Raw genomic sequence first — 21359 nt, 5'->3', positions numbered from 1 at the left:
GAATGCACAGGATCAGAGGATGACTGAGGAAAAGCAATATATGATTTTCGCTTGTGGGACAAAATAAGGGGAGGTTATGTAGAATGAAATCTTTATTTAAAGGTGCGGGAATTGTAATGTTGGCTGGAGCATTTGCAGTGAGTGGATGTTCGGGAAGTGGTAACGGATCAAATAATCAAGTTGCCAATCAGAATCAGGAAGCAACTTTTAATAAAACCGGTCTTCCGATTGTTAACGAAGCAGTGACTTTAAGAATGGTATCCCCGAAGGCTGCATTAGCACCTAAATTCTCGGAAATGGAAATTTTCAAGCGTCTGGAAAAGGATACCAACGTAAAGATTAACTGGGAGAACATTCCTGACACCGATTATACAGAAAAGAAAAACCTGCTGCTCGCGAGCGGTGATTTACCTGATGCCTTTTATACAGCCGGATTCACTGATTACGAGTTAATTAATTACGGTAAAGATGGAACCATTATTCCGCTAGAAGATTTAATTGAACAGTATGCACCTAATTTGAAAGCGCTTCTCGACCGCCGGCCTGATATCAAATCCTCTATTACAGCACCGGATGGACACATTTATGGACTGCCATCTTTTGAAGAAAATAACCTAGGAACCAATCCCTTCTTCCACGTCATTAATAAAAGTTGGCTGGATAAGCTCGGGCTGAAAGTACCGCAAACACTGGATGAATACACTGAGGCCCTGCTAGCCTTTAAAACGCAAGACCCAAATGGCAATGGGAAGCAGGATGAGATCCCCCTAAGCTTCATGCACATGCAATGGTGTATGGATATTGCGGGACTATTCGGGGCTTTTGGTCTTCCAGATAATCTGGAGCACCGTGTTGTTCGTGACGGGAAGGTGATTTTTACCGCGACTCAGCCTGAATATAAAGAAGCTTTAAATTATTTCCATGAAAAATGGTATAAGCAGGGTCTGATTGATCCGGAATCCTTCACTCAGGATGCAGCACAGTATTTGGCTAAGGGTAAAACAACAGATGAGACGCTGGGATCTTACGTTTGGTGGGAAGTTGAAGAAGTCGTAGGAACCGAACGTGCCAAGGATTATGTACTGTTGTCTCCGCTCAAAGGTTCGGATGGGAATCAAACGATAGGGCGCTCTAATGGCGGTGGCCCAGGACGCGGATCTTTTGTAATCACCAAAGCGAACAGCAATCCGGAAATCACCATGCGTTGGATCGACCAACAGTTTGAACCTTATATGGCTGCTCAAATCCACTGGGGTCCGCTGGATATTGTGTACAAGAAGGATGAGACCGGAAAGTTGGTGAATTTACCACTTCCTGAAGGAGCCTCTGCAGGTGAATTCCGTCAAAAGGTTGCTCCGGGATCGGGTGCACCTGGTGTCATTACTTTCGATGAATTCGGAAAAATTGTAGATATGGAGCCTCGGGCTCAGCAGCGTGCTAACGATTTGGAGCAATATTACAATCCATATATGGAGAAGGAAAACTATCCTAGTATTTTCTTTGAACCAGAGGAATTGGATAGAATCAATAAAATTGAGCCTGAATTGATTAAGTATGTAAATACCCAAAGAGGAAAATTTATTGTTGATGGCGGTATTGATGCGGCATGGGACGGCTATCTGAAGACACTGGACAAAATGGGTCTGAAAGAACTAATGGAGATCTATCAAACTGGTCTGGATCGTTATAACGCAAATCTAAAAAAATAAATAAATAGATAATAGGTGGGGAGAAACTGTGCTTGATGTTATCGCAATAGGAGAAGTATTGATAGACTTTACGCCGGCAGGGCGTTCTACTGGGGGGAATGAACAGTTTGAATGCAACCCAGGAGGCGCTCCAGCTAATGTAGCCGCTGCGCTATCCCGGTTAGGAGCTAAATCTGCTCTTATTAGTAAGCTTGGGGAGGATCAATTCGGTTCTTTGCTTCATAGTACCTTGCAAAGTAGCGGTGTTGATGTGTCGGAAATTTCATTTACGAATGAAGCGAGTACAACGTTGGCTTTTGTTCATCTGGATGACCAGGGAGACAGATCATTCAGCTTTTTCCGAAAGCCGGGAGCAGATACCTTCCTGCACTCGAAGGATGTCCCACTTGATCGGATTGATAGCTGTAAAGTTCTACATTTTGGTTCATTGTCTATGACTCATGAGCCTGCCCGCACGGCAACAAAGACGGCAGTGCTTAAGGCCAAGGAAGCAGGAGTCTTGCTCTCATTTGATCCAAATATCCGGTTTGCATTATGGGAAAGTAAGGAGGAAGCCAGGCAGAATATTACCTGGGGCATGAATTATGCCGATATCCTGAAAATATCGGAAGAGGAGCTTTCCTTTATAACTGGTACTAACGATGTTGAAAAAGGTTCTCTGGAGATCCAGCAACAATTTGAAATCACGTTAATCGTAGTCACATTAGCTGAAAAGGGTTGCTATTACCGTTTAGCTGGTCAAGATGGATATGTACCGGGGTTTAGAGTCAAGGTCATTGACACAACAGGTGCCGGCGATGCTTTTCTTGGCTGTTTATTATATAAAATCCTGGAAACCGGAAGTTCTTTGCGTGATCTTACTAATCTGCAAAACATACTAACATTTGCTAATGCCGGTGGAGCGTTAGTTACAACACGGAAAGGGGCTCTTGGGTCTATGCCTACGACAGATGAGATTAACCACATGATAGAAACCGAGTCCAAAAAACAGGTTAATGCCGATCGTTTCAGACCGGGTTTTCATTTTTCACCTCCCACGAGCTGGGCGAATGATCCGAACGGATTAGTTTATTATGAGGGAAGCTATCATCTTTTCTATCAATATCATCCTTACAGTAATAAATGGGGTCCGATGCATTGGGGCCATGCTATAAGTGATGACCTGATTCACTGGGAGCACGCGCCGATTGCTCTATTCCCGGATGAACATGGAGCGATCTTTTCGGGATGCTGTGTAGTGGATTGGAATAACAGCAGCGGCTTATTCGAAGATTCAGATGGACTCGTCGCGATCTTTACGCATGCCGATACCCATCCGGAGACGGGGCAACCGCGCCAGCGTCAGAGCCTGGCTTACAGCAGTGATAAAGGCCAAACCTGGCAAAAGTATAACGGGAATCCGGTGCTCGCCGAGAATGATTTGATAGACTTCCGGGATCCGAAGGTGTTCTGGCATGCCCAAAGTAAGCGGTGGATTATGGCTATTGTCGCGGGAGATCATGTACGTTTCTATGCATCCGCCAATTTGCGTGAATGGTCACTGACTGGTAGATTCGGCAGAGAAGAAGGCTCACATGACGGCGTTTGGGAATGTCCAGATTTGTTTCAGCTACCGGTAGATGACACCGGGCGTTCCAAATGGGTTCTTATCATCAGCATCGGTGATAATCCCAATTGTCCAGAAGGGTCGCGTACGCAATATTTCATTGGAGAGTTCGATGGAAAGACGTTCATTAATGACAATCCGGCCGAACATATCCTGTGGCTGGATTATGGTAGAGACAACTATGCGGGAGTTACCTGGTCAGATATTCCTGAACAGGATGGACGTCGCGTAATCATTGGATGGATGAGTAACTGGAAGTATGCAAATGAGACGCCTACCGGTTCCTGGAGGGGGGCTATGACCCTGCCCCGCACCTTGTCCCTGACCAGCAAGGACGGAAGTGTCGTGCTTACCCAGATGCCTGTCCGGGAAATAGAGCAGTTGCGTAAAGAATCAATGGTTTGGAATGGAATCACCGTTACTCCTGCATCACCTTTCCTACAGAAAATGAATGAGGATCTGCTGAAAATTGAAGCAGATATCGATATCCGGTCCGGTGAAGAGCTTCATATAGTGCTGAAATCCTCTGGGTTGAGTGAGCTTGTTATCGGATATGATCCTGTTCAGCAATGGCTGTTCATCGACCGTTCGAAATCAGGTGTGACTGATTTCCATCCTTCATTCGCAAGCAAGCATGGTGCAAGATTAGTCTCGAATGGCGGGAAGATCAAGCTACAAATCTGGCTGGATCGCAATGCGGTTGAAGTGTATGCAGATCATGGCTTGGTTACATTGACAGATCAAATCTTCCCTGATGCTCCAATGGATAGAGTTGAAGTAAGTACTCCATCTGGGCAAGTTGTATTGGATTCGCTGCAGATCCATACGCTTAAATCCATTCATATACCGGATGCTGTCTCAGAACAGAAATAAGGGAGGAATGATGCATGCGTCTCATAAACAGCGAACAAGGACTGATGATGCACTGGGCCTTTGATGAAGGCACCGGAGCAAGTGTTCTGGAGAGTGTATCCAAGATCCGTGATGATATTGAGTCAGTATTTAATCAAGCGGAATTTACCGAACGGATGGGTCCGCAGTGGAGAGAAGGCGTATTGGGGAGAGGACTTCTGTTCGATGGTTACTCTACTTCTATTACCCATTCGTTTAAAGAAGAAGACACAAACTGTGATCAAAAATTCTTGTCAGCACTAAGTATTGGGGTATGGGTGGCACCGCGTTCCTATGACTTAGGTCATGAAGGTAAGCTGACTGCTATTGTAAACCGTCACAATATGGACCGCAAGCAGGGTTATCTGCTAGGTATGTTCCGGCACGGCTCTTGGTCCTTCCAGATTGGGCTAGAAGGAGGAACCTGGCAGGAGCTTTGGTCTCCTGAAGGCTATGAATTGCCCAAGAATGAATGGTCATACGTGAACGCTGTATTTGATGGAACCCAAGGGAAAATTAAACTGTTTCTCAACGGCACTGAAATCGCCTCGACTGACGTGCCGAGCGGTTCCCGTCTTGCTGAGGCAGCAGAGACGGATCTACTCATTGGCAAGAATAATCACAGTAGCTTGCTGATCGAAGTGTTCAGCCTTCAGATGTTCAGTGGGATTATTGATGATCTGAAGATTTATAACCGGGCCTTAAGTGCAGAGGAAGTAGCCGCTTCTTATCAGCATGTGCTAGATTCTACGCACGGAGGCGTCAAGCCACAACTGCATGTTGACGAAATCAAGCTGGACCGGACACCTCTGCTGAGAGATCGACACAGACCGCAGTACCATGTTACTCCACCCGCACATTGGATGAATGAACCTCATGCGCCGATCTATTTTGAGGGCCAGTATCATCTGTTCTACCAGCATAACCCGTTAGGACCATTCTTTTATCATATTCATTGGGGCCATTGGGTGAGTGAGGATTTGGTCCATTGGCGTGATCTTCCCGTAGCCCTGGCACCTGAAAAGGATCAGCTGGCACCGGACGGAATCTGGTCGGGAAGCGCTACTTATGATGCAGACGGATTGCCTGTCTTATTCTTTACAGCGGGAAATGACAGTGCTTCACCAAATCAGAGTGTTGCTCTTGCCCGGAGCACTTATTCTCATGATAAAGACCCGGATCTGATTCAGTGGGTCAAACATCCGGAGCCGCTCATTGTACAGAAGAAGGGCATGGGTGCATTCGGAGATTTTCGTGATCCTTTTGTCTGGAAGGAAGGTGACAGTTGGTTTGCACTGGTCGGTTCGGGGATCGAAGGTGAAGGTGGAGCAGCGCTAGGGTTTGCGTCACCCGATATGCTGAACTGGACGTATAAAGGGCCATTCTTTCAAGCGGATATTCAAAAGTTCCCTTATCTTGGACCTATTTGGGAGCTTCCTGTGCTTCTCCCTCTGGGAACAGACAAAGCGGGCCAACATAAACATCTCCTATTGGTTAGTCCAGTAGGAAAGGGAGCAGATGTCGAGGTATTCTATTGGATTGGGCAGCTCGATAAACTCAATCTTTCATTTATTCCAGATCAAGAGGAGCCGGAACTGATTGACGTAGGTGATTTCCATTTTACCGGCCCGAGTGGAATGGTAGATCCGAAGACTGGACGAAAGATCATATTTACCATAGCTCAAGGCGACCGGACGGCTGAACTCGAATATCAATCGGGTTGGGCTCATAATGGTGGTTTGCCTCTAAGTGTCTATCAGAGGGAAGACGGACGACTGGGAATTGAGCCGATTCAGGAACTTCAGTCCCTGCGAGGTACGAAACTGCTGTCGATTCGGGATAAGTCTTTGGCTGAAGCTAATCTGTCACTAAGTGATATCCAAGGGGACATGCTTGAGATTCAAGTGGAACTAGAACCCTGCAATGCTACACAACTAGGAATCAAAGTTCGGTGTACACCGGATAGAGAAGAAGAAACACTTCTTTATTATGATTTTAATGAAGCCAATCTCTTAGTAGACCGTACGAAAACGACACTGCACCCTGGTGAAAAGTGTAGCGGAATTCAAGGTGGTAAGCTGGAGCTGCAAGGGGAGAATCTGAAGCTGCACATCTATTTAGACCGCTCCATGGTCGAGGCCTATGCCAACGGGTTGAAAAGCCTGACGACCCGGGTGTATCCAAGCCGTAAGGATGCTTTGGGGTTAGAGATATGGGGAGATGGAGAACCCTTTGTCAAAAATTTAGAAATATGGGAGATGCAATCCATATGGTAACAGAAGCGCCTTGGCGCTTCTTGTCATTTGGCTCAAAGAATGAATGATTAATAAGATTTGCAATCCTCTGACTGAAAGCGCTTTAATTAATTCCTCTCCCTTCATCATCATTGACTATTCATCCTTGCACAAGGGACATCGCGAAAATAGGTATCGAAGCGGCATGAATAAAAAATTATGAAGGAGGTTTTTGAATGAGAGAAGTTAAAGACAGAAAACCTTGGATATCCAGATTGCTGATAGGGGTTATGGCACTTCAGCTTGTTGCTCCTAGTATCTCGGCTGCAGCTGAGCCAGGTCCTACAGTGGTAGAAGAAACTATTTCAAAAGCAAACATAAAATCGTCCGTTTCGGATGCAGTCTATCAAATTCAGAACCCAGGATTTGAAAACGGGGATATGTCTGGCTGGACGGTTGTTAAAGGTCAAGCGTTTGGTGAGAACAGCGTATCGGATGAGAACACATGGTGGGCAGAACAAATCCCATATAACCAAGAAGGCACTTATCATTTAAATGGCTGGAAGTATGACGAGGCTACTACAGGAGTGCTCCGGTCCAGCACTTTTGAGCTGGGAGGCAGCGGTTGGATCAGCTTTAAGCTTGGTGGTGCAAAAAATCCTGACAAGGTATACTTAAATATCGTGGAAGCGGATACAGGTCAAGTGATTGCCAGATATGGAAATAAGGCATTTACAGACGTAGGCTTTCCGAATCCCGCTCAGGGTATGCGGCTTGCCAATATGGAGCAGTACAAGGCGAATCTGTCCAATTATTTGGGGCACAAGCTTTATGTGGAGATAGTAGATAATGCGACCTCGGACTGGGGATTGATTTTTGCAGATGCATTCTTTATGTATTATGATTCCGAGCCTGCCGAAGGGATCATTGCCACTGATATCAAGCCGGATTTCAAGCGATATCAAATCGAGAATCCAAGCTTTGAAACAGGGGATTTGACCGGGTGGACCGTAGTGGAAGGTGAGGCGTTTGGACCAGACAGTGTATCAGACGAAAGCACCTGGTGGGCAGAACAAATTCCGTATAATCAGGAAGGCGTTTACCATCTAAACGGCTGGAAATACAACGAAGTGGCAACAGGAGTGCTTCGTTCCAGCACCTTTGAGTTAGGAGGTACTGGCTGGATAACCTTCAGAATAGGCGGAGGCAAGCATACAGATCAGGCATATGTCAGCATCATTGATGCGGATACAGGAAACTTAATTGCCAGATACGGCAACAGCGAATTTAATGATTCCGGGTTCCCAGATCCGGCACAGGGCTTGAGACTCGCGAATATGGAGCAGTATAAAGCTGACCTATCCAAGTATATCGGCAAGAAATTGTATGTAGAGATCGTCGACCATGCACAATCGGATTGGGGGGTGATATTTGCGGATGCCTTCAATACCTTTAATGAAATTGTACCGGAAGAAGGGGTTATGGCTGATAACATCATCCCAACCGAAATTGCCAATCACGGCTTTGAAACCGGAAATTTTGAGGGCTGGACGGTTGAGGGAGATGCATTTCAAGTGACAGATGAAGGTGGATCCGGCAAAGAAGGCAGCTACTATGCCAAGTCCAGCAAGGAAGGGGAGGGCTCATTAACTTCCAGTGCCTTCACACTTCAGGGGAATGGAACGATTACTTTCACCGTTGTAGATATCGTTCATCCGGAGGATGCCTATGTCGCGTTATATGATGCTACCACCAACGCCCAACTTGCAAAAACTGGGGCTGTCGGTTCCAATGAGAAGATTTCTTGGGAAATGCAAAAATATTATAATAAGAGGCTTTATATCAAGGTTGTCGATCAATCTGATCAGGCTAGTATCTCCGTTGATGCTTTTCAAGCAAATGGTACGGGTAACATTTTTCATATGAAATTTGATGAAGGCGCAGGAAAGAAGGCGCTTGAGGAAATGCAAAATGTTCAACATAATGTGAATTATGTGTTTAGCGACGCAAGGTATATGGCCTCCAAGGATCCTAGATGGACTCAGCGCGGTGTAAAAGGCGGCGCACTTCTGTTTGATGGATACTCGAATGATATTGAGGTCAATGCAAAGGATACGATTCCAGTAAGCGATGCGCTAACGATCGAAGCATGGGTTGCTCCGCGCAGCTATGAATGGGGAGACGGCAATAAGCTGTCTGCAATTTTGAATCAGTCTGATCAGGATAAGGCTGAAGGCTTCTCCCTTGGGATGTACCGGCACGGCGCGTGGTCCATGCAGGTAGGGATTGGTGGCCAGTGGATTCAAGTATGGGTTAATGATCATCCGCTCGAGAAATACAAATGGAATTATATAGCTGCTACCTTCGACAAGAAGGATGGACAGATTAAATTGTACCTGAACGGTGAAGAAGTAGCTTCTCAGGCAACCCCCCTCAATGTTCCAATCACATCATCTACAGCAAGCCTGGTTATCGGAAAAAATAATAAACCTGTAGAGCTGGCAGGTCTGTTTTCTTACAATATGTTCAGTGGACTTATTGATGAAGTTAAACTGCAGAACAAAGCACTCACAGGTCAAGAAATTCTTACTGAATATGAGAGTGTAAAGACGCTTCACGGTGGCACAGTTCCGTTAATTCCAAATGAGGATATTGATGAGGACCCCAGTGTGTTTGACGGTGATCAGCATCGTCCGCAATATCATGCGATGCCTCCGCAAAACTGGATGAATGAGGCTCACGCACCGATTTATTATAACGGCCAATATCATTTATTTTATCAGCATAATCCGCAAGGCCCATACTGGCATCAAATTCATTGGGGGCATTGGGTGAGCGATGATATGGTGCATTGGGAAAATGTGAGACCTGCGCTTGCACCAGAAGCGGGTACCCTTGATCCGGATGGCGCTTGGTCAGGCAGTGCAGCATATGATCGCAACGGAAACCCTGTTCTTTTCTATACCGCCGGTAACGATTCTTTGTCGCCGAATCAAAGAACAGGGCTGGCAACTCCGGCTGATTTGTCAGACCCTAACTTGAAAGAATGGAAAAAATATCCTGAACCTGTAACTGAGCAAAACGGAAACGGTATTCATAACGAGTTCAGGGACCCGTTTGTTTGGTATGACAAAGAAACAGACAAGTGGTATCAGCTAGTAACATCCGGTCTTAAAGACTTCAGCAGCGGTACAGCTTTGGTATATGTATCCGACGATATGTACAACTGGGAGTATAAAGGACCTTTATACGTCAGTGACAGAAGCTTGTACCCAGAGCTTGGCACGGTATGGGAACTGCCGGTACTCCTGCCGTTAGGCAAGGATAGTTTGGGCAAACAAAAGTATATCTTCATGATCAATCCACATGAAAAGCCAGAGCAAGTACCGCCGGCAAACGATGTACAAAGAGATGTTGAAGTTTTTTACTGGATTGGAACCTGGGACCGGGATAACTATAAATTTATACCTGATCAGGACGCACCTTCCAAAATGGATGTAGGCGACGGCTATTTAACTGCAGAGAGCGGTATGGTCACCCCCGACGGAAGAACGGTTGTTTATTCCATGGTGCAGAATGTAAGAACGCCTCAGGCTGAATATCAAGCTGGATGGGCTCATAATCTGGCACTGCCGATATCATTAAGTCTGGATGAGCATGATGAATTACGCATTGAGCCGATTCAAGAATTGCAGAGTTTACGAGGCACAAAATTAGTTGATTTTACAGACAAAAATTTGCAGACTGCCAATCAATTGATCCAGAATATCAAAGGTGACATGCTGGAGATTGTGATGGAAATTAATCCTGGTGAAGCCCAGAAATTCGGTCTTAAGGTGCGACGCTCCGATAACGGCCAGGAGGAAACGCTTATTTACTATGATAAGATGGACGGGACCTTCAATGTGGACCGGACTAAGAGCAGCATTGATCCGGATGTTCGCGTGGATGGCATCCAAGGCGGATATGTGGATCTGGACGGAGAGAACCTGAAGTTGCATATCTTCCTGGACCGTTCAGTGGTCGAAGCCTTTGCCAATAACAAGAAAAAACTGACCACACGTGTCTACGTAGGAAGATACGATTCCTTGGGGTTGCAGGTCTGGGCCGACAACAATATTACGGTCAAGTCGATGGAAGTATGGAATATGAATGCCTTGACGGGTGAACCGGCTGCTCCGGTCGATGTACCTGACAATTGGGATAACTCCGTGTATACCGATATTACGGAACTGACTAACCATGACTTTGCCACAGGCGATTTAACAGGCTGGACTGCAGAAGGAGACGCTTTCCAGGATGCTCATGTGACCGATGCCCAATTTTTCTGGGAAACGATCTACTTCAATCCGTCGCATAAAATTCCGGGTGGCTATCATTTGTGGGGCTTCAACGAGCAAGCTGGTGGTGATAGCTTAACTGGAACGCTGAAATCGCAGAGTTTTGTTCTTGGCGGGAATGGAAAGATCAACTTCTTAGTCAGCGGAGGGCGTGATATCGATAAACTGTATGTTGCGCTGGTCCGGGCATCAGACGGAAAAGAACTATTTAAAGAAACTGCAACTAATTATGAGGAGTATCAACGAAAGATCTGGGATGCATCACAGTATATTGGTCAGGAGCTTTATATCAAGGTGGTTGACCAATCTATAGGCGGCTTCGGACATATTAATGTTGATGATTTTAATGTGCCGGTTAAGATGCAGAATACGACGAATCCCACTAATCCAACTGATCCTCCGAGTCAGTCTGCGATTCCTGCAAGCAAACCGGATAGTCAGCGCAGCTTGTCATTCGAGTTGGCAAAGGGAGAATGGAAGGTACTCTTTCCGGTAACCTTGGCAGCAAATGACGGCAAGAATGCGCTAAAGGTTAAAAACACAGATGTGGAGATCGAAGTTCCCGCAGAGATATTGAAGGAATTACAAGCGCTGGTTATGGGCAGCGAGCTTGAACAAGCGAAAATATCTTTTGAACTGGAAGCTTTATCTGTAGAGCAAAGCAAAGAACTGCTTGAACGAACTGGACGAAAAAATCACGCAAACATTTCTGCAACCGGAAAAATCTACGGCTTCAAATTATCTATTGTAAAGGCCGATGGAACGGTGTTATCGCTTGAAAAATTCTCCAAACCCGTCACCATCAAGATGAATGTAAAGGAGAATTCTCGCCAGGATCTGACTGGCATTTATTACATCGCGGATGACGGCAGCTTGAAGTATGTTGGTGGAACCTTTTCAGGTGATAAATGGACGGCAAATGTGAGCCATTCTAGTAATTTTTCCGTTCTTACCTATGACAAATCGTTCGAAGATGTTAATTCATCTTACTGGGCCAATGAAGTAATTAAAAAGATGGCTGCGAAGCAAATTATTTTAGGTGTAAGTGAGACGGCATTTGCACCGAAGAAAAATGTGAGCAGAGCTGAATTCTCTTCCTTGATCACTCGTGCACTGGGAATAAAAGCATCGAATTCAGCTACATTCAAGGATGTGGGATCCACGAAGTGGTACGCTTCTTCCATCGCTGCAGCATTCGAAGCGGGAATTGTTTCCGGAAGAAGTATAGATACTTTTGCGCCGGAGGAAACCATAAGCCGTGAAGAAATGGCGGCCATGATTTACAAAGCGTATCTGTTTCATACAGGACAGAACGCTGCAGTTAACCGCATGAGTAATTTTAAGGATGCCGATACGATCAGCGTCTGGGCTGCAAATGCAGTCGCTGCTGTACAGGAGCTTGGCCTAATCAGCGGCCGTGGGAACCAATTGTTCATGCCGCATGAAAATGTAAATCGTGCAGAAAGTGCTCAAGTCATCTCGCTATTGCTTGATAAAGTCAAATAAATAACTGCTAAAGGAAAGCCGGGGGAGTAAGGTGATGTCAGCCTTCGCCATGACTCCGGCTTTCTTTGTTGTATTATCAACATACATTTTTATTTTTCTCAATCGCCTTTGATGTCACCAAAAAACTCTTTAACTAAATGACATCGTGTTGTGTCCACAACCTCAAAAAATACGATAATACTGGGGAAGACATAGAGGATCTGATCTCCATCGGCACGATCGGCCTGATTAAAGCCATAGAGAGCTATCGCCCGAACAAAGGTACAAAGCTGGCCACTTTTGCTGCCCGATGTATCGAAAACGAAATTCTGATGCACTTAAGATCTTTGAAGAAGACTCGTAAAGATGTATCTTTGTACGATCCGATTGGGACAGACAAGGAAGGTAACGAAATTACACTCATCGATATCCTAGGCTCCGAAGCAGATGATGTCATTAAAGAGGTCGATCTTAAGATCGAGAAGAGCAAGATTTATCGTAATCTTGATATTCTGGATGATAGGGAAAAAGAGGTTGTCGTTGGGCGATTTGGATTGGATACAGGTGGAGAAGAGAGGACGCAGCGGGAGATTGCGAAGGAGCTTGGGATCTCACGGAGTTATGTTTCGCGGATAGAGAAGAGGGCGCTCATGAAGTTGTATCATGAGTTTTATAAGGCGAAGCGGTAAGACTGATGACAATTACACAGTAATAATCCATTAATAATAAAACTTGAAAAGCGACTTGTCTAAGGATGAGTCGTTTTTTGTGTAGATAGGGTTCACCCTACTTATGATACGGTTCACCGTAACATCTATAGAGCGAAATACAGGTAATTCTCATACCTATACCGTTTACAATTCCCCTTTCTGTAAATTGCCTAATAGCATCACTAGCATATGATCCTTCAATATCAGAATAACTGACTGTTATATCCTGTTGAAACAGTCACTCATAAGTATATTTCTTCTTGATAGGCATTTTGCACTCAATCCACCAAGTTACTAAACTAAGCACGGCTCCGATGTACGCCTCTATTTTAATTTGCTGTACTATTCCACATATTCGTACTTTTCATTAAAAACCCGCACTTGATTTCGACCAGCTCTTTTGGCAGCATAAAGTGCTTCATCAGCTTTATGAAGAAGTTGATGGATTGTTTCCTCCACAGCTCCTGTCGTTACGGATACCCCAAAACTAGAGGTAATCGTTACCAATTTTTCATTTTCAACTAGAGGCTTCTGTTCAATGCAAAATCTAAGGTGATTAGCGAAGTTTTCCCCTTCCGCTAGTGTATAACCAGGTAAAGCGAGTACAAATTCTTCACCACCATATCTAGCAAATAGTATATGTTCTCCCATCTCAGCCTTACATATTTGAGCCACATGTACTAGCATTTGATCTCCGGTTTGATGCCCATAAGTGTCGTTCACTTTTTTGAAAAAATCAATATCAAATAGAATAATCACAAAGGATGATAATTCACCCTTTGCTTTCATTAAGCTTTGCTCACTTTTCTGGAAAAAGGCACGACGATTGTATATTTGTGTAAGATCATCATAATAGGCTTGATGCTCTAACTTTTGTTGTAATGTATGTAGCTCTGTTATATCCGTAAATATAATTAGTAAGCCAGAGTTATTATTAGATTGTTGAAGCATAGAAATACGTAGCTGATATATATAATTACCTTGATGAATCGTAACATTCAATTTATCTGAGATCGTATCTAATTGAACAGGGAATGATTGATCCGTTAGCATATACCAAACTTGATCAAATGGCTGCCCTAACGTTGATCGATCCAATTCACTAAACATACTTTTACAAGCTTGATTATATTCGATTAATTGATAGGTATCATTAAGCACAATGACACCATCGTTCATACTATTAAAGATCGTTTCCTTTGCAATTGGCATTATTGATAACATTCGAGAGGAGGTAATAGACCAAAGGTACAAAACAGAAGAAAACCAAATAACCATGGGTACAGGATCGATACCATCGGGTGTCACTCCTATGAATAATAAAAATGCAGTCATTATTGGAAGCAGTTGACCGCAGATGAGGGCAAATAATTGAGATCGATATACACTAACGGTTTCCTTCCAGCGTGAAAGCAGCAATAAGAGCGCAGCTAACATACAACAGAAAATGTAAATATTATGTACGGCAAACCATGCCCCATACTCAATCTCACTATATGGAGCCCCGAGCACCGAATGGATATCATATATTCTATAGTAAAAATGATGGGATTCATTAGTTACATTGATGAGAAAAGTAATACAAGGCATTGTAAGTAGCGCGATTATTCTTTTTCTCGTTATTTTATAACCCAAATATTGCATGACAAACATTAATCCTAACGGAGGGAAAAATGGCATCCCTGCATACTGTACAATATTCCAAAATCTAAGCTGTTCTAACGAAGTCGATGTTAAGCTAAAGGCATAACCAAAGCAATAAATCATTGAAGTTAATGTATTCCACATGAACAAATTAGCAATATTTGTATAATAATGTCTCCTCCAATAAGTAAAGACAAGTATAGACAAATTCAGAACAGCCGAAGTACAAACTAATGTTATATATGCTGCTAGCTTCGAATCCAATAGGTATACCCACTTTCATACAATACATATATTTACGTTAACACGATTAATATAAGATGTTGATTTGTTCCTTGAACCATTTACAGGATTCCGTCCACATCACTATTATGTCTGTACTACCCACATCGTATTGATTATTGCTTCATGAAATAGATTGTTTTTAACTTAGCATGACACTCATGACAGTAGCAACACATTTAGCCAATCAGTAATGCTATGATTACTATTTCGTCTATACCGATCACCAAATAGTTAGTACAACATTACGTAATTCATCACTTCTATTGCATTGCAAACAAGTACCCATCGATTGGATGGGTACTTGTTTTTATTTCTAATTATAAAGGCTTCCCCATGTACGACATAAGTCAACTAAATCCATTTAGAATTTTGTAAGGCGTTGCAGATCTATTCGTATTGTACAGAACGTGCAAGTGCCGCAACAGAGCCGCGAAAATCAGGTCTGCCGTCATCCGTCCACAACAGCTCCGCTACAAATGTATGGCGATTCGGATCGTATAGCGGATCTCCTACAATATGTTTATACGTTCTTGCGTGGAACACAAACAGCGTCTTATCGCCAGTCTCTGACACCGTGAAACTATTATGACCAGGACCATACATCGAGATGCTCTCATCAGTCGTGAGAACCGGTACTTTCGACTTGCGCCATGAGGCAGCATCGAGCAAATCCGAGTCCGCATCGGCTTCAAGCAAGCCCATGCAATAATTGAAATCAGTAGCGCTAGCAGAGTAAGTGAGGAATACCCGATTATCTTTGCGAACAAATGCCGCGCCTTCGTTCACTTTATACCCGATGATCTCCCAGTCATATTCGGGCATCGTAATCATCGTTTGCGCCCCAATCAACGTCCACGGATTGCTCATTTTAGATATGTAGAGATTAGAGTTGCCTTCGATTTCCGGATCCTTTTGTGCCCATACGTAATAGAGGCTACCATTGTGCTCAAAGGTAGTGGCATCGAGGGAGAAGCTTTCCCACGCGGTACGAACCTGTCCTCTTTCCGTCCAGCTGCCTTCGAGCGGATTTGCATTTTCATTCTCCAGTACATACATCCGATGGTCAAACAAGCCTTCTGTCGTTTCCGACGTATGCGCGGCAGCGAAATATACGTACCATTTTCCATCAATAAAATGCAGCTCTGGCGCCCAAATATTGGCACTAAGAATGCCAGTCTCTCTCTTTCTCCAGATCACTACAGGAGCTGATGTAATAAGCCCTTCAAGGTCCTGTGCCCTACGGATTTCAATCCGATTATACTCTGGAACCGAGGCCACGAAATAATAATAACCATCTGAATGTCGGCATATAAAAGGATCAGCTCGTTGCTCGATCAATGGTTTAATGACGCGTAACTCCTCTTGTTGGACTCCCATCTTATCACCTATTTCATAAGTAATAGATACTAACCTTTAACAGCACCCGCAGTCATACCATCAATGAAATATTTCTGGAAAGCGATAAACAATATGAAGATTGGAATGATGGAGAAGAAGGAGCCCACGATCAGAAGGTCATAGTTATTCCCATAAGGAGTTAACAATGTTTTTAAACCGATTGGCAGTGTATATTTGTTTTGATCTCCCAACACCATGAATGGCCACAATAGATTATTCCAGCTATTCATACCATTCAGAATGGCCATTGCCGCAAAGGAAGGCTTCATAATCGGCATAATCACTCTGAAATATATCGCATATTCGTTTGCTCCATCAACTCGCCCAGATTGAATAATTTCTTTTGGTATGCTTCTGAGATATTGCCTAAAGAAGAATATCGTCCCGGCATTAGCTATACCCGGCAGAATGATTGCCGAATAGCTATTCACCATTTGCAAATCATTTATTAAGCTGTACAAAGGAACCAGTAATATTTCAAATGGCACCATCATAATGAGCAACACACATATAAAGAGGAAGTTCTTACCTTTGAAATCATACGCTGCAAAACCATATGCAACAAAAGCGCTTACAAACAGTGTTAAAGCAACCTGAATGATTGTTAACGTCATACTGTTCCAAAACCATACAAAATAATCATGTTGTCCAGTAAATAAATAGATAAAATTATCAAAACTCATTATTTCAAAATTCAAACTTAAGTTAAGACCATATCTTATTAAAGCTTCACCTGGTTTAAAGGAAGAGAGGGCCACTGCATAGAATGGAACCATAATTATAACGAATAGTATAATAAAGGTACTAATTATGACTATTCTAGCAATTAAGTTGTTCTTCATCTGACTAGTGTCCATTTTAATCCTCCTCCTTTTTGAACATTCCACTAAATTTCAACTGCGTTAAATTGATAATCATAGCAATGACTAATAGAACGATACCAACTGCTGCAGCGTAACCGAGCTTATTCTTCTCAATTCCTTGTCTATACAAATATCCCACTATAGTTAGGCCAATATTTTTCGGTGAATTGTTACCGTTAAACATCATTAAGCTCTCGGTAAACATTGCCAAACCTGCATAAACACTAATTGTCGTAACATATATCGTGGTCGGCTTCAATAATGGCATTGTAATCGATCTGAACTTCTGCCAAGCAGATGCCCCGTCAATTGAAGCAGCCTCATAATAATCATTGTCAATGTTTTTCAAACCAGATAGATAGTACAGCATATTAACACCTGTCCATCGCCAACATGCAAGAATTAATAGTGCAGCCATACTCCAATCTGCATCTTTCAAGAATTTAGTAGGCTCTACACCAAATAGACCTAGAAAACTGTTCATTAATGAACCATCCATTTCGCCGAATGTTAGGCGAAAAATAGTACCCGCCACTGCGACAGATGTCAATGCAGGAAGAAAGAACGAAGATTTAAAAAACTCCCTCCCCAGCATTAACTTACTGTTTATCATAACTGCAAATAACATTGGGAAAGGGATTAACAGCACTAAGGTTCCTAGCATGTATACAACGCTATTTTTAATAGCCATCAAAAACACTTTATCTGTGAATAACTTCGAATAATTCGCTTCACCAACCCATTTTGGATCCTGTCCCAACATCCTATCTTGAAAACTCATTACGAATGAATTTACAAGTGGATAAGACCAGAATATCAAGAATATGATTATGAATGGCAACACAAATACATAAGGTGCAACCTTTTGAGAGTATACAAATTTCTTTATCATAATCCCACTCTCCCTTGACTATGACTAAACCTGCCGAGCACCATTCTTGCCGACAGGCTTAATCATAACCATTTACTTATTATTTTTATTTCAATTCTTGTTCAATTGCTGCCTGTGCTTCATCGAGAGCTTCCTTCACGTCTTGGCCATCTTCAAAGATCGCATTCAGAGTAACCGTATTGAGCACATTGCCGATCGTCGGTGAAGCTTTTACGGATTTGATAGCTCTAATTTCGTCTTTGATTTCATTCAAAGTATCAAATGCATTTGTTTTAAAATACTGGACGTATTCGTTATCAGGGTTTTTCGTTACAGCCTCATCTTTCCATACTTCCATATTGATTGGGTCAAATCCAAGTGTATTCCAGATTTCAGTAGTAGCTTCTTTCGAAAGCTTAGCAAAAGCTACAAACTCTTTTGCCAACTGAACGTCTTTACCAGTCTTAGTAACAACTGTGCCAGTACCGCCTAAGCCAACGGAACGAGGATTACCTTCTTCGAATACAGGCAATGGAGCAATTGCATACTTACCTTTAAGGTCCTTCATTTCGTTTACAAAGCGGGACATGTACCACTCAGGCATCAATGCGCTTGCGTAGTTGCCTTTGTTGTATTCGCCTTTTGCTTCTTCTGTGTCGGGTTGTCCGCCTGGGATCGTATGAATAACATTATTCTTCTGCAGGTCAACTAACATTTCAAACGCTTTAATCATCTCAGGTGAGTTAACTTTTGGATTGCCATTTTCATCTGTAAAATCAGCGTTTTGCTGAGCAAGTAACAGCGAGGCTTGCCACGTAGCGGATGTATCAGCAGTACCTAAGTACTTACCAGTCTTTTCATAAACCTTGATACCTGCTTGATTGTAATCTTCCCAAGTTTTGATCATCTTGTAGTCAACACCTGCTTGTTCGAGAATTTCCGTGTTGTAGAAAGCAAGCGTAGCACCTACGTGATAATCAAAGCCATAAACCTGGTCAGCTTTGGAGTAAATATCGACACGTGAGGGAACGACAACGTCTTTGTATGGTGCAAATACATCATTCAAAGATTCCAGTGGAACGTTGTCCCCTTCCAAGAATTTAGGGAACTGACCAAGCTCGATATCCGCAATATCAGGAGCACCTTTTCCACTTGTAACTGCCAATAAGAGCTTGTTGTGCATATCATCGTAAGGCATAACCGTTACATTCAACTTAATCTGTTTGTCTGGATTCTGTTGGTTCCATAACCCCAGCATTTTATCCAAATGCTTGCCATGCAAATCTACGAATGTCCAAAATGACATTTCTGTTGCATTCTCACCGGCATCAGCGCCTAACTGCTGTGTTTCCGTTGATGAACTGGAAGACTTACTACATGCCGACAAAACTAGTGACATCATAAGGATTGTAACGATGGAGATTAATGTAATGCGTTTTTTCATTTGTTCGTCATCCTCTCTTTTTTTGTTACTCATTTGAGATGCTGGGTGACTGGTCACTTCTGTTAATTTAAGCGGTTTCAATACGTCTCGTTACCAACCTTCTTAACATGATTCTAACCTTTCAATGAAAAGACACCTTCGTAATAAATTTCCTAATTCTGTATTGTAAGCGCTTTATAAATTGCATTATAATATATACGTAATATATTTTATATAACCAATTGATTATAAAAATCATTAAATTTTAAGGGAGATGTACTTATTTGAAAAAGCTGGTGCTCTACAAGCAAATTCAAGAAGATATTGTACAGAAAATTAAATCTGGGCAGCTTCGGCCAACGGACCGCGTCCCTTCTGAACAAGAATTAATGGACGAATTCAAAGTAAGTAAAATAACCGTCAAAAACGCCTTAACCCAGCTAGCTGACGAAGGATTAATTATACGCGTACAAGGCAAAGGCACATTCGTCTCTTCTAGTCTTGATATTTCTAGCATTGATTCTCCATTATCTCCACACAGCGCGTCGTCCTTGCCGCTCATCGGCTTCATTATTCCGACGATGGTAACCCGTGTCATTCAGAAGCTCGTCGACTACACGGAACAATTCCTGTCTGAAGCTGGCCTCAGCATGGTACTAAGCATCACGCGAGAGTCCTCCTCTATCGAATCGAACGCCATTCGTACACTAACGGGGCTCGGTGTGAAGGGACTGATCGTTTTTCCAACAGAAGATGAGAAGTACAACGAATCACTACTGCGTCTGTCGCTCGATAAATTCCCATGTGTGTTCATCGACCGCTACCTGCGCAACATTGAGACATACACGATTACATCAGACAATTACGGCGGTGCGTATAAGGCTGTCTCTCATTTGCTATCCAAGGGTCATCATCAGATTGCGCTCATCTCACCTGAGAATGCCAATACAGCCATCGAGGATCGCACGCTCGGCTTCGAGAAGGCGTACACAGATCGAGGTATATCAATCGACAAGAGCTTGTGGTGTCACATCCCTCTCGACATTCTACGCGGTAAGCAAGCATTGGACTATGTAAGCGACTTCTTGCAGGGGCATAGTGGAATTTCGGCAGCTTTCTCCTTAACCGAAGAAACCGCACGCCTTACATCGGCCGCTATCAGCCGTCTCAACAATCACTCAAATATCGATTTGCTATCTTTCGATAATCCACATCTTTCATTCGTAGCTTATGTACAGCAGGATGAACAGGAAATGGCACGTACAGCCGTAAAGCTGTTACTTGAACAAATAGAGAATATATATTCACCTAAGAATGCCGTCATTCCCGTGCAGCTCATCTTCCCCTAACTATTTCATTGGACTTTATCGACACTCTAGGAGCACCTTCAGTAGAAGTTGTCTTCTTTTGCGTTCCAGCGCATAGAGTATAACAATATATCATAAAGGTGCTAGCGGCCAAAACGGGAGATTCGCTCCACTTTGTTACGAAAACCGCTGATTCATACGGATGAAACCGATCTTCGGGTCGGGGAGTGAGTGTCAAGGAATCTCAGAGCATGATGATCATGAAGGAATATTCAAATGTCTCCAGGAACTCAATGAGGAAATAAATATGAAAATGTTTATATGAGCAAATAATTTTCTAGGCGCTGGATGGAGTAAGATCGAGTAGGGATGACATGCCGAGTGTACCGACTTGTACATCGACCGAGCCCCCACCATAGTAGATTGTAAGATATTCATACTGATTTGAGACCATATTTTATTCACGTTTTGTAGCCAACTATTTGTAGAATCTTTATAGTGATTATCGCCGCTGTAGCTTGCAGTAATAGTGTGATTACCAACCGTAAGATCTGACGCCTCATAGACCGCTAGTCCCCTGGTATACAGTCCCT

General features: G+C 43.3%; 11 protein-coding genes. 6 read left to right on the top strand and 5 right to left on the bottom strand.

Annotation, left to right across the window (positions count from 1 at the left end):
• Positions 1-83: 83 nt before the first annotated feature.
• From ACFWMP_RS07675 to sigK, 5 genes are all read left to right on the top strand, one after another.
• Complete coding sequence (locus tag ACFWMP_RS07675; RefSeq protein ID WP_379422868.1) at positions 84-1709, top strand: ABC transporter substrate-binding protein; 1626 nt, start codon at positions 84-86, stop codon at positions 1707-1709.
• A gap of 28 nt (positions 1710-1737) precedes the next feature.
• Complete coding sequence (locus ACFWMP_RS07670; RefSeq protein ID WP_379422866.1) at positions 1738-4188, top strand: PfkB family carbohydrate kinase; 2451 nt, start codon at positions 1738-1740, stop codon at positions 4186-4188.
• A gap of 14 nt (positions 4189-4202) precedes the next feature.
• Entirely contained in the window at positions 4203-6482 is a 2280-nt protein-coding gene (locus ACFWMP_RS07665; RefSeq protein WP_379422864.1) for a GH32 C-terminal domain-containing protein, read from the top strand.
• A 194-nt stretch (positions 6483-6676) separates the two neighbouring features.
• On the top strand, positions 6677-12286 hold the full coding sequence (locus ACFWMP_RS07660) for an S-layer homology domain-containing protein (protein ID WP_379422862.1): 5610 nt from the start codon (positions 6677-6679) through the stop codon (positions 12284-12286).
• 137 nt (positions 12287-12423) lie between these two features.
• Positions 12424-12954: an RNA polymerase sporulation sigma factor SigK gene (gene sigK, locus ACFWMP_RS07655; RefSeq protein ID WP_379422860.1), complete on the top strand. Its 531-nt coding sequence runs from the start codon at positions 12424-12426 to the stop codon at positions 12952-12954.
• A gap of 363 nt (positions 12955-13317) precedes the next feature.
• On the opposite strand, the gene ACFWMP_RS07650 is transcribed toward sigK, so the two are convergent.
• The 5 genes from ACFWMP_RS07650 to ACFWMP_RS07630 all read right to left on the bottom strand — a co-directional run bounded on the left by ACFWMP_RS07650 (position 13318) and on the right by ACFWMP_RS07630 (position 19480).
• A complete protein-coding gene (locus ACFWMP_RS07650; RefSeq protein ID WP_076125377.1) occupies positions 13318-14883 on the bottom strand; it encodes a histidine kinase N-terminal 7TM domain-containing diguanylate cyclase in 1566 nt (521 codons plus the stop codon).
• Positions 14884-15291: 408 nt separating this feature from the next.
• Complete coding sequence (locus ACFWMP_RS07645; RefSeq protein WP_339245950.1) at positions 15292-16281, bottom strand: glycoside hydrolase family 43 protein; 990 nt, start codon at positions 16279-16281, stop codon at positions 15292-15294.
• 29 nt (positions 16282-16310) lie between these two features.
• A complete protein-coding gene (locus tag ACFWMP_RS07640; protein ID WP_042193441.1) occupies positions 16311-17144 on the bottom strand; it encodes a carbohydrate ABC transporter permease in 834 nt (277 codons plus the stop codon).
• Between the two features lie 16 nt (positions 17145-17160).
• Positions 17161-18057 (bottom strand): carbohydrate ABC transporter permease, encoded by an 897-nt coding sequence (locus ACFWMP_RS07635; protein WP_379422857.1) that lies wholly within the window; start codon positions 18055-18057, stop codon positions 17161-17163.
• A gap of 85 nt (positions 18058-18142) precedes the next feature.
• A complete protein-coding gene (locus tag ACFWMP_RS07630) occupies positions 18143-19480 on the bottom strand; it encodes an ABC transporter substrate-binding protein (protein ID WP_042185834.1) in 1338 nt (445 codons plus the stop codon).
• Between the two features lie 263 nt (positions 19481-19743).
• On the opposite strand from ACFWMP_RS07630, the gene ACFWMP_RS07625 reads away from it, so the two are divergent.
• Complete coding sequence (locus ACFWMP_RS07625) at positions 19744-20808, top strand: GntR family transcriptional regulator (protein ID WP_076219034.1); 1065 nt, start codon at positions 19744-19746, stop codon at positions 20806-20808.
• Positions 20809-21359 lie beyond the last annotated feature (551 nt).

This window comes from Paenibacillus sp. NPDC058367, assembly GCF_042723305.1.
In the GTDB taxonomy this organism is placed as follows: Bacteria; Bacillota; Bacilli; order Paenibacillales; family Paenibacillaceae; genus Paenibacillus_AQ.
This window is presented reverse-complemented; position numbering and strand designations above follow the sequence as displayed.

Bases quoted from the DNA above. Each gene is read 5' to 3' on its own strand.
- ACFWMP_RS07645 (WP_339245950.1), bottom strand. From the start codon at position 16,281: ATGGGAGTCCAACAAGAGGAGTTACGCGTCATTAAACCATTGATCGAG.
- ACFWMP_RS07640 (WP_042193441.1), bottom strand. From the start codon at position 17,144: ATGAAGAACAACTTAATTGCTAGAATAGTCATAATTAGTACCTTTATT.
- ACFWMP_RS07630 (WP_042185834.1), bottom strand. From the start codon at position 19,480: ATGAAAAAACGCATTACATTAATCTCCATCGTTACAATCCTTATGATG.
- ACFWMP_RS07660 (WP_379422862.1), top strand. From the start codon at position 6,677: ATGAGAGAAGTTAAAGACAGAAAACCTTGGATATCCAGATTGCTGATA.
- ACFWMP_RS07665 (WP_379422864.1), top strand. From the start codon at position 4,203: ATGCGTCTCATAAACAGCGAACAAGGACTGATGATGCACTGGGCCTTT.
- ACFWMP_RS07635 (WP_379422857.1), bottom strand. From the start codon at position 18,057: ATGATAAAGAAATTTGTATACTCTCAAAAGGTTGCACCTTATGTATTT.
- sigK (WP_379422860.1), top strand. From the start codon at position 12,424: ATGACATCGTGTTGTGTCCACAACCTCAAAAAATACGATAATACTGGG.
- ACFWMP_RS07675 (WP_379422868.1), top strand. From the start codon at position 84: ATGAAATCTTTATTTAAAGGTGCGGGAATTGTAATGTTGGCTGGAGCA.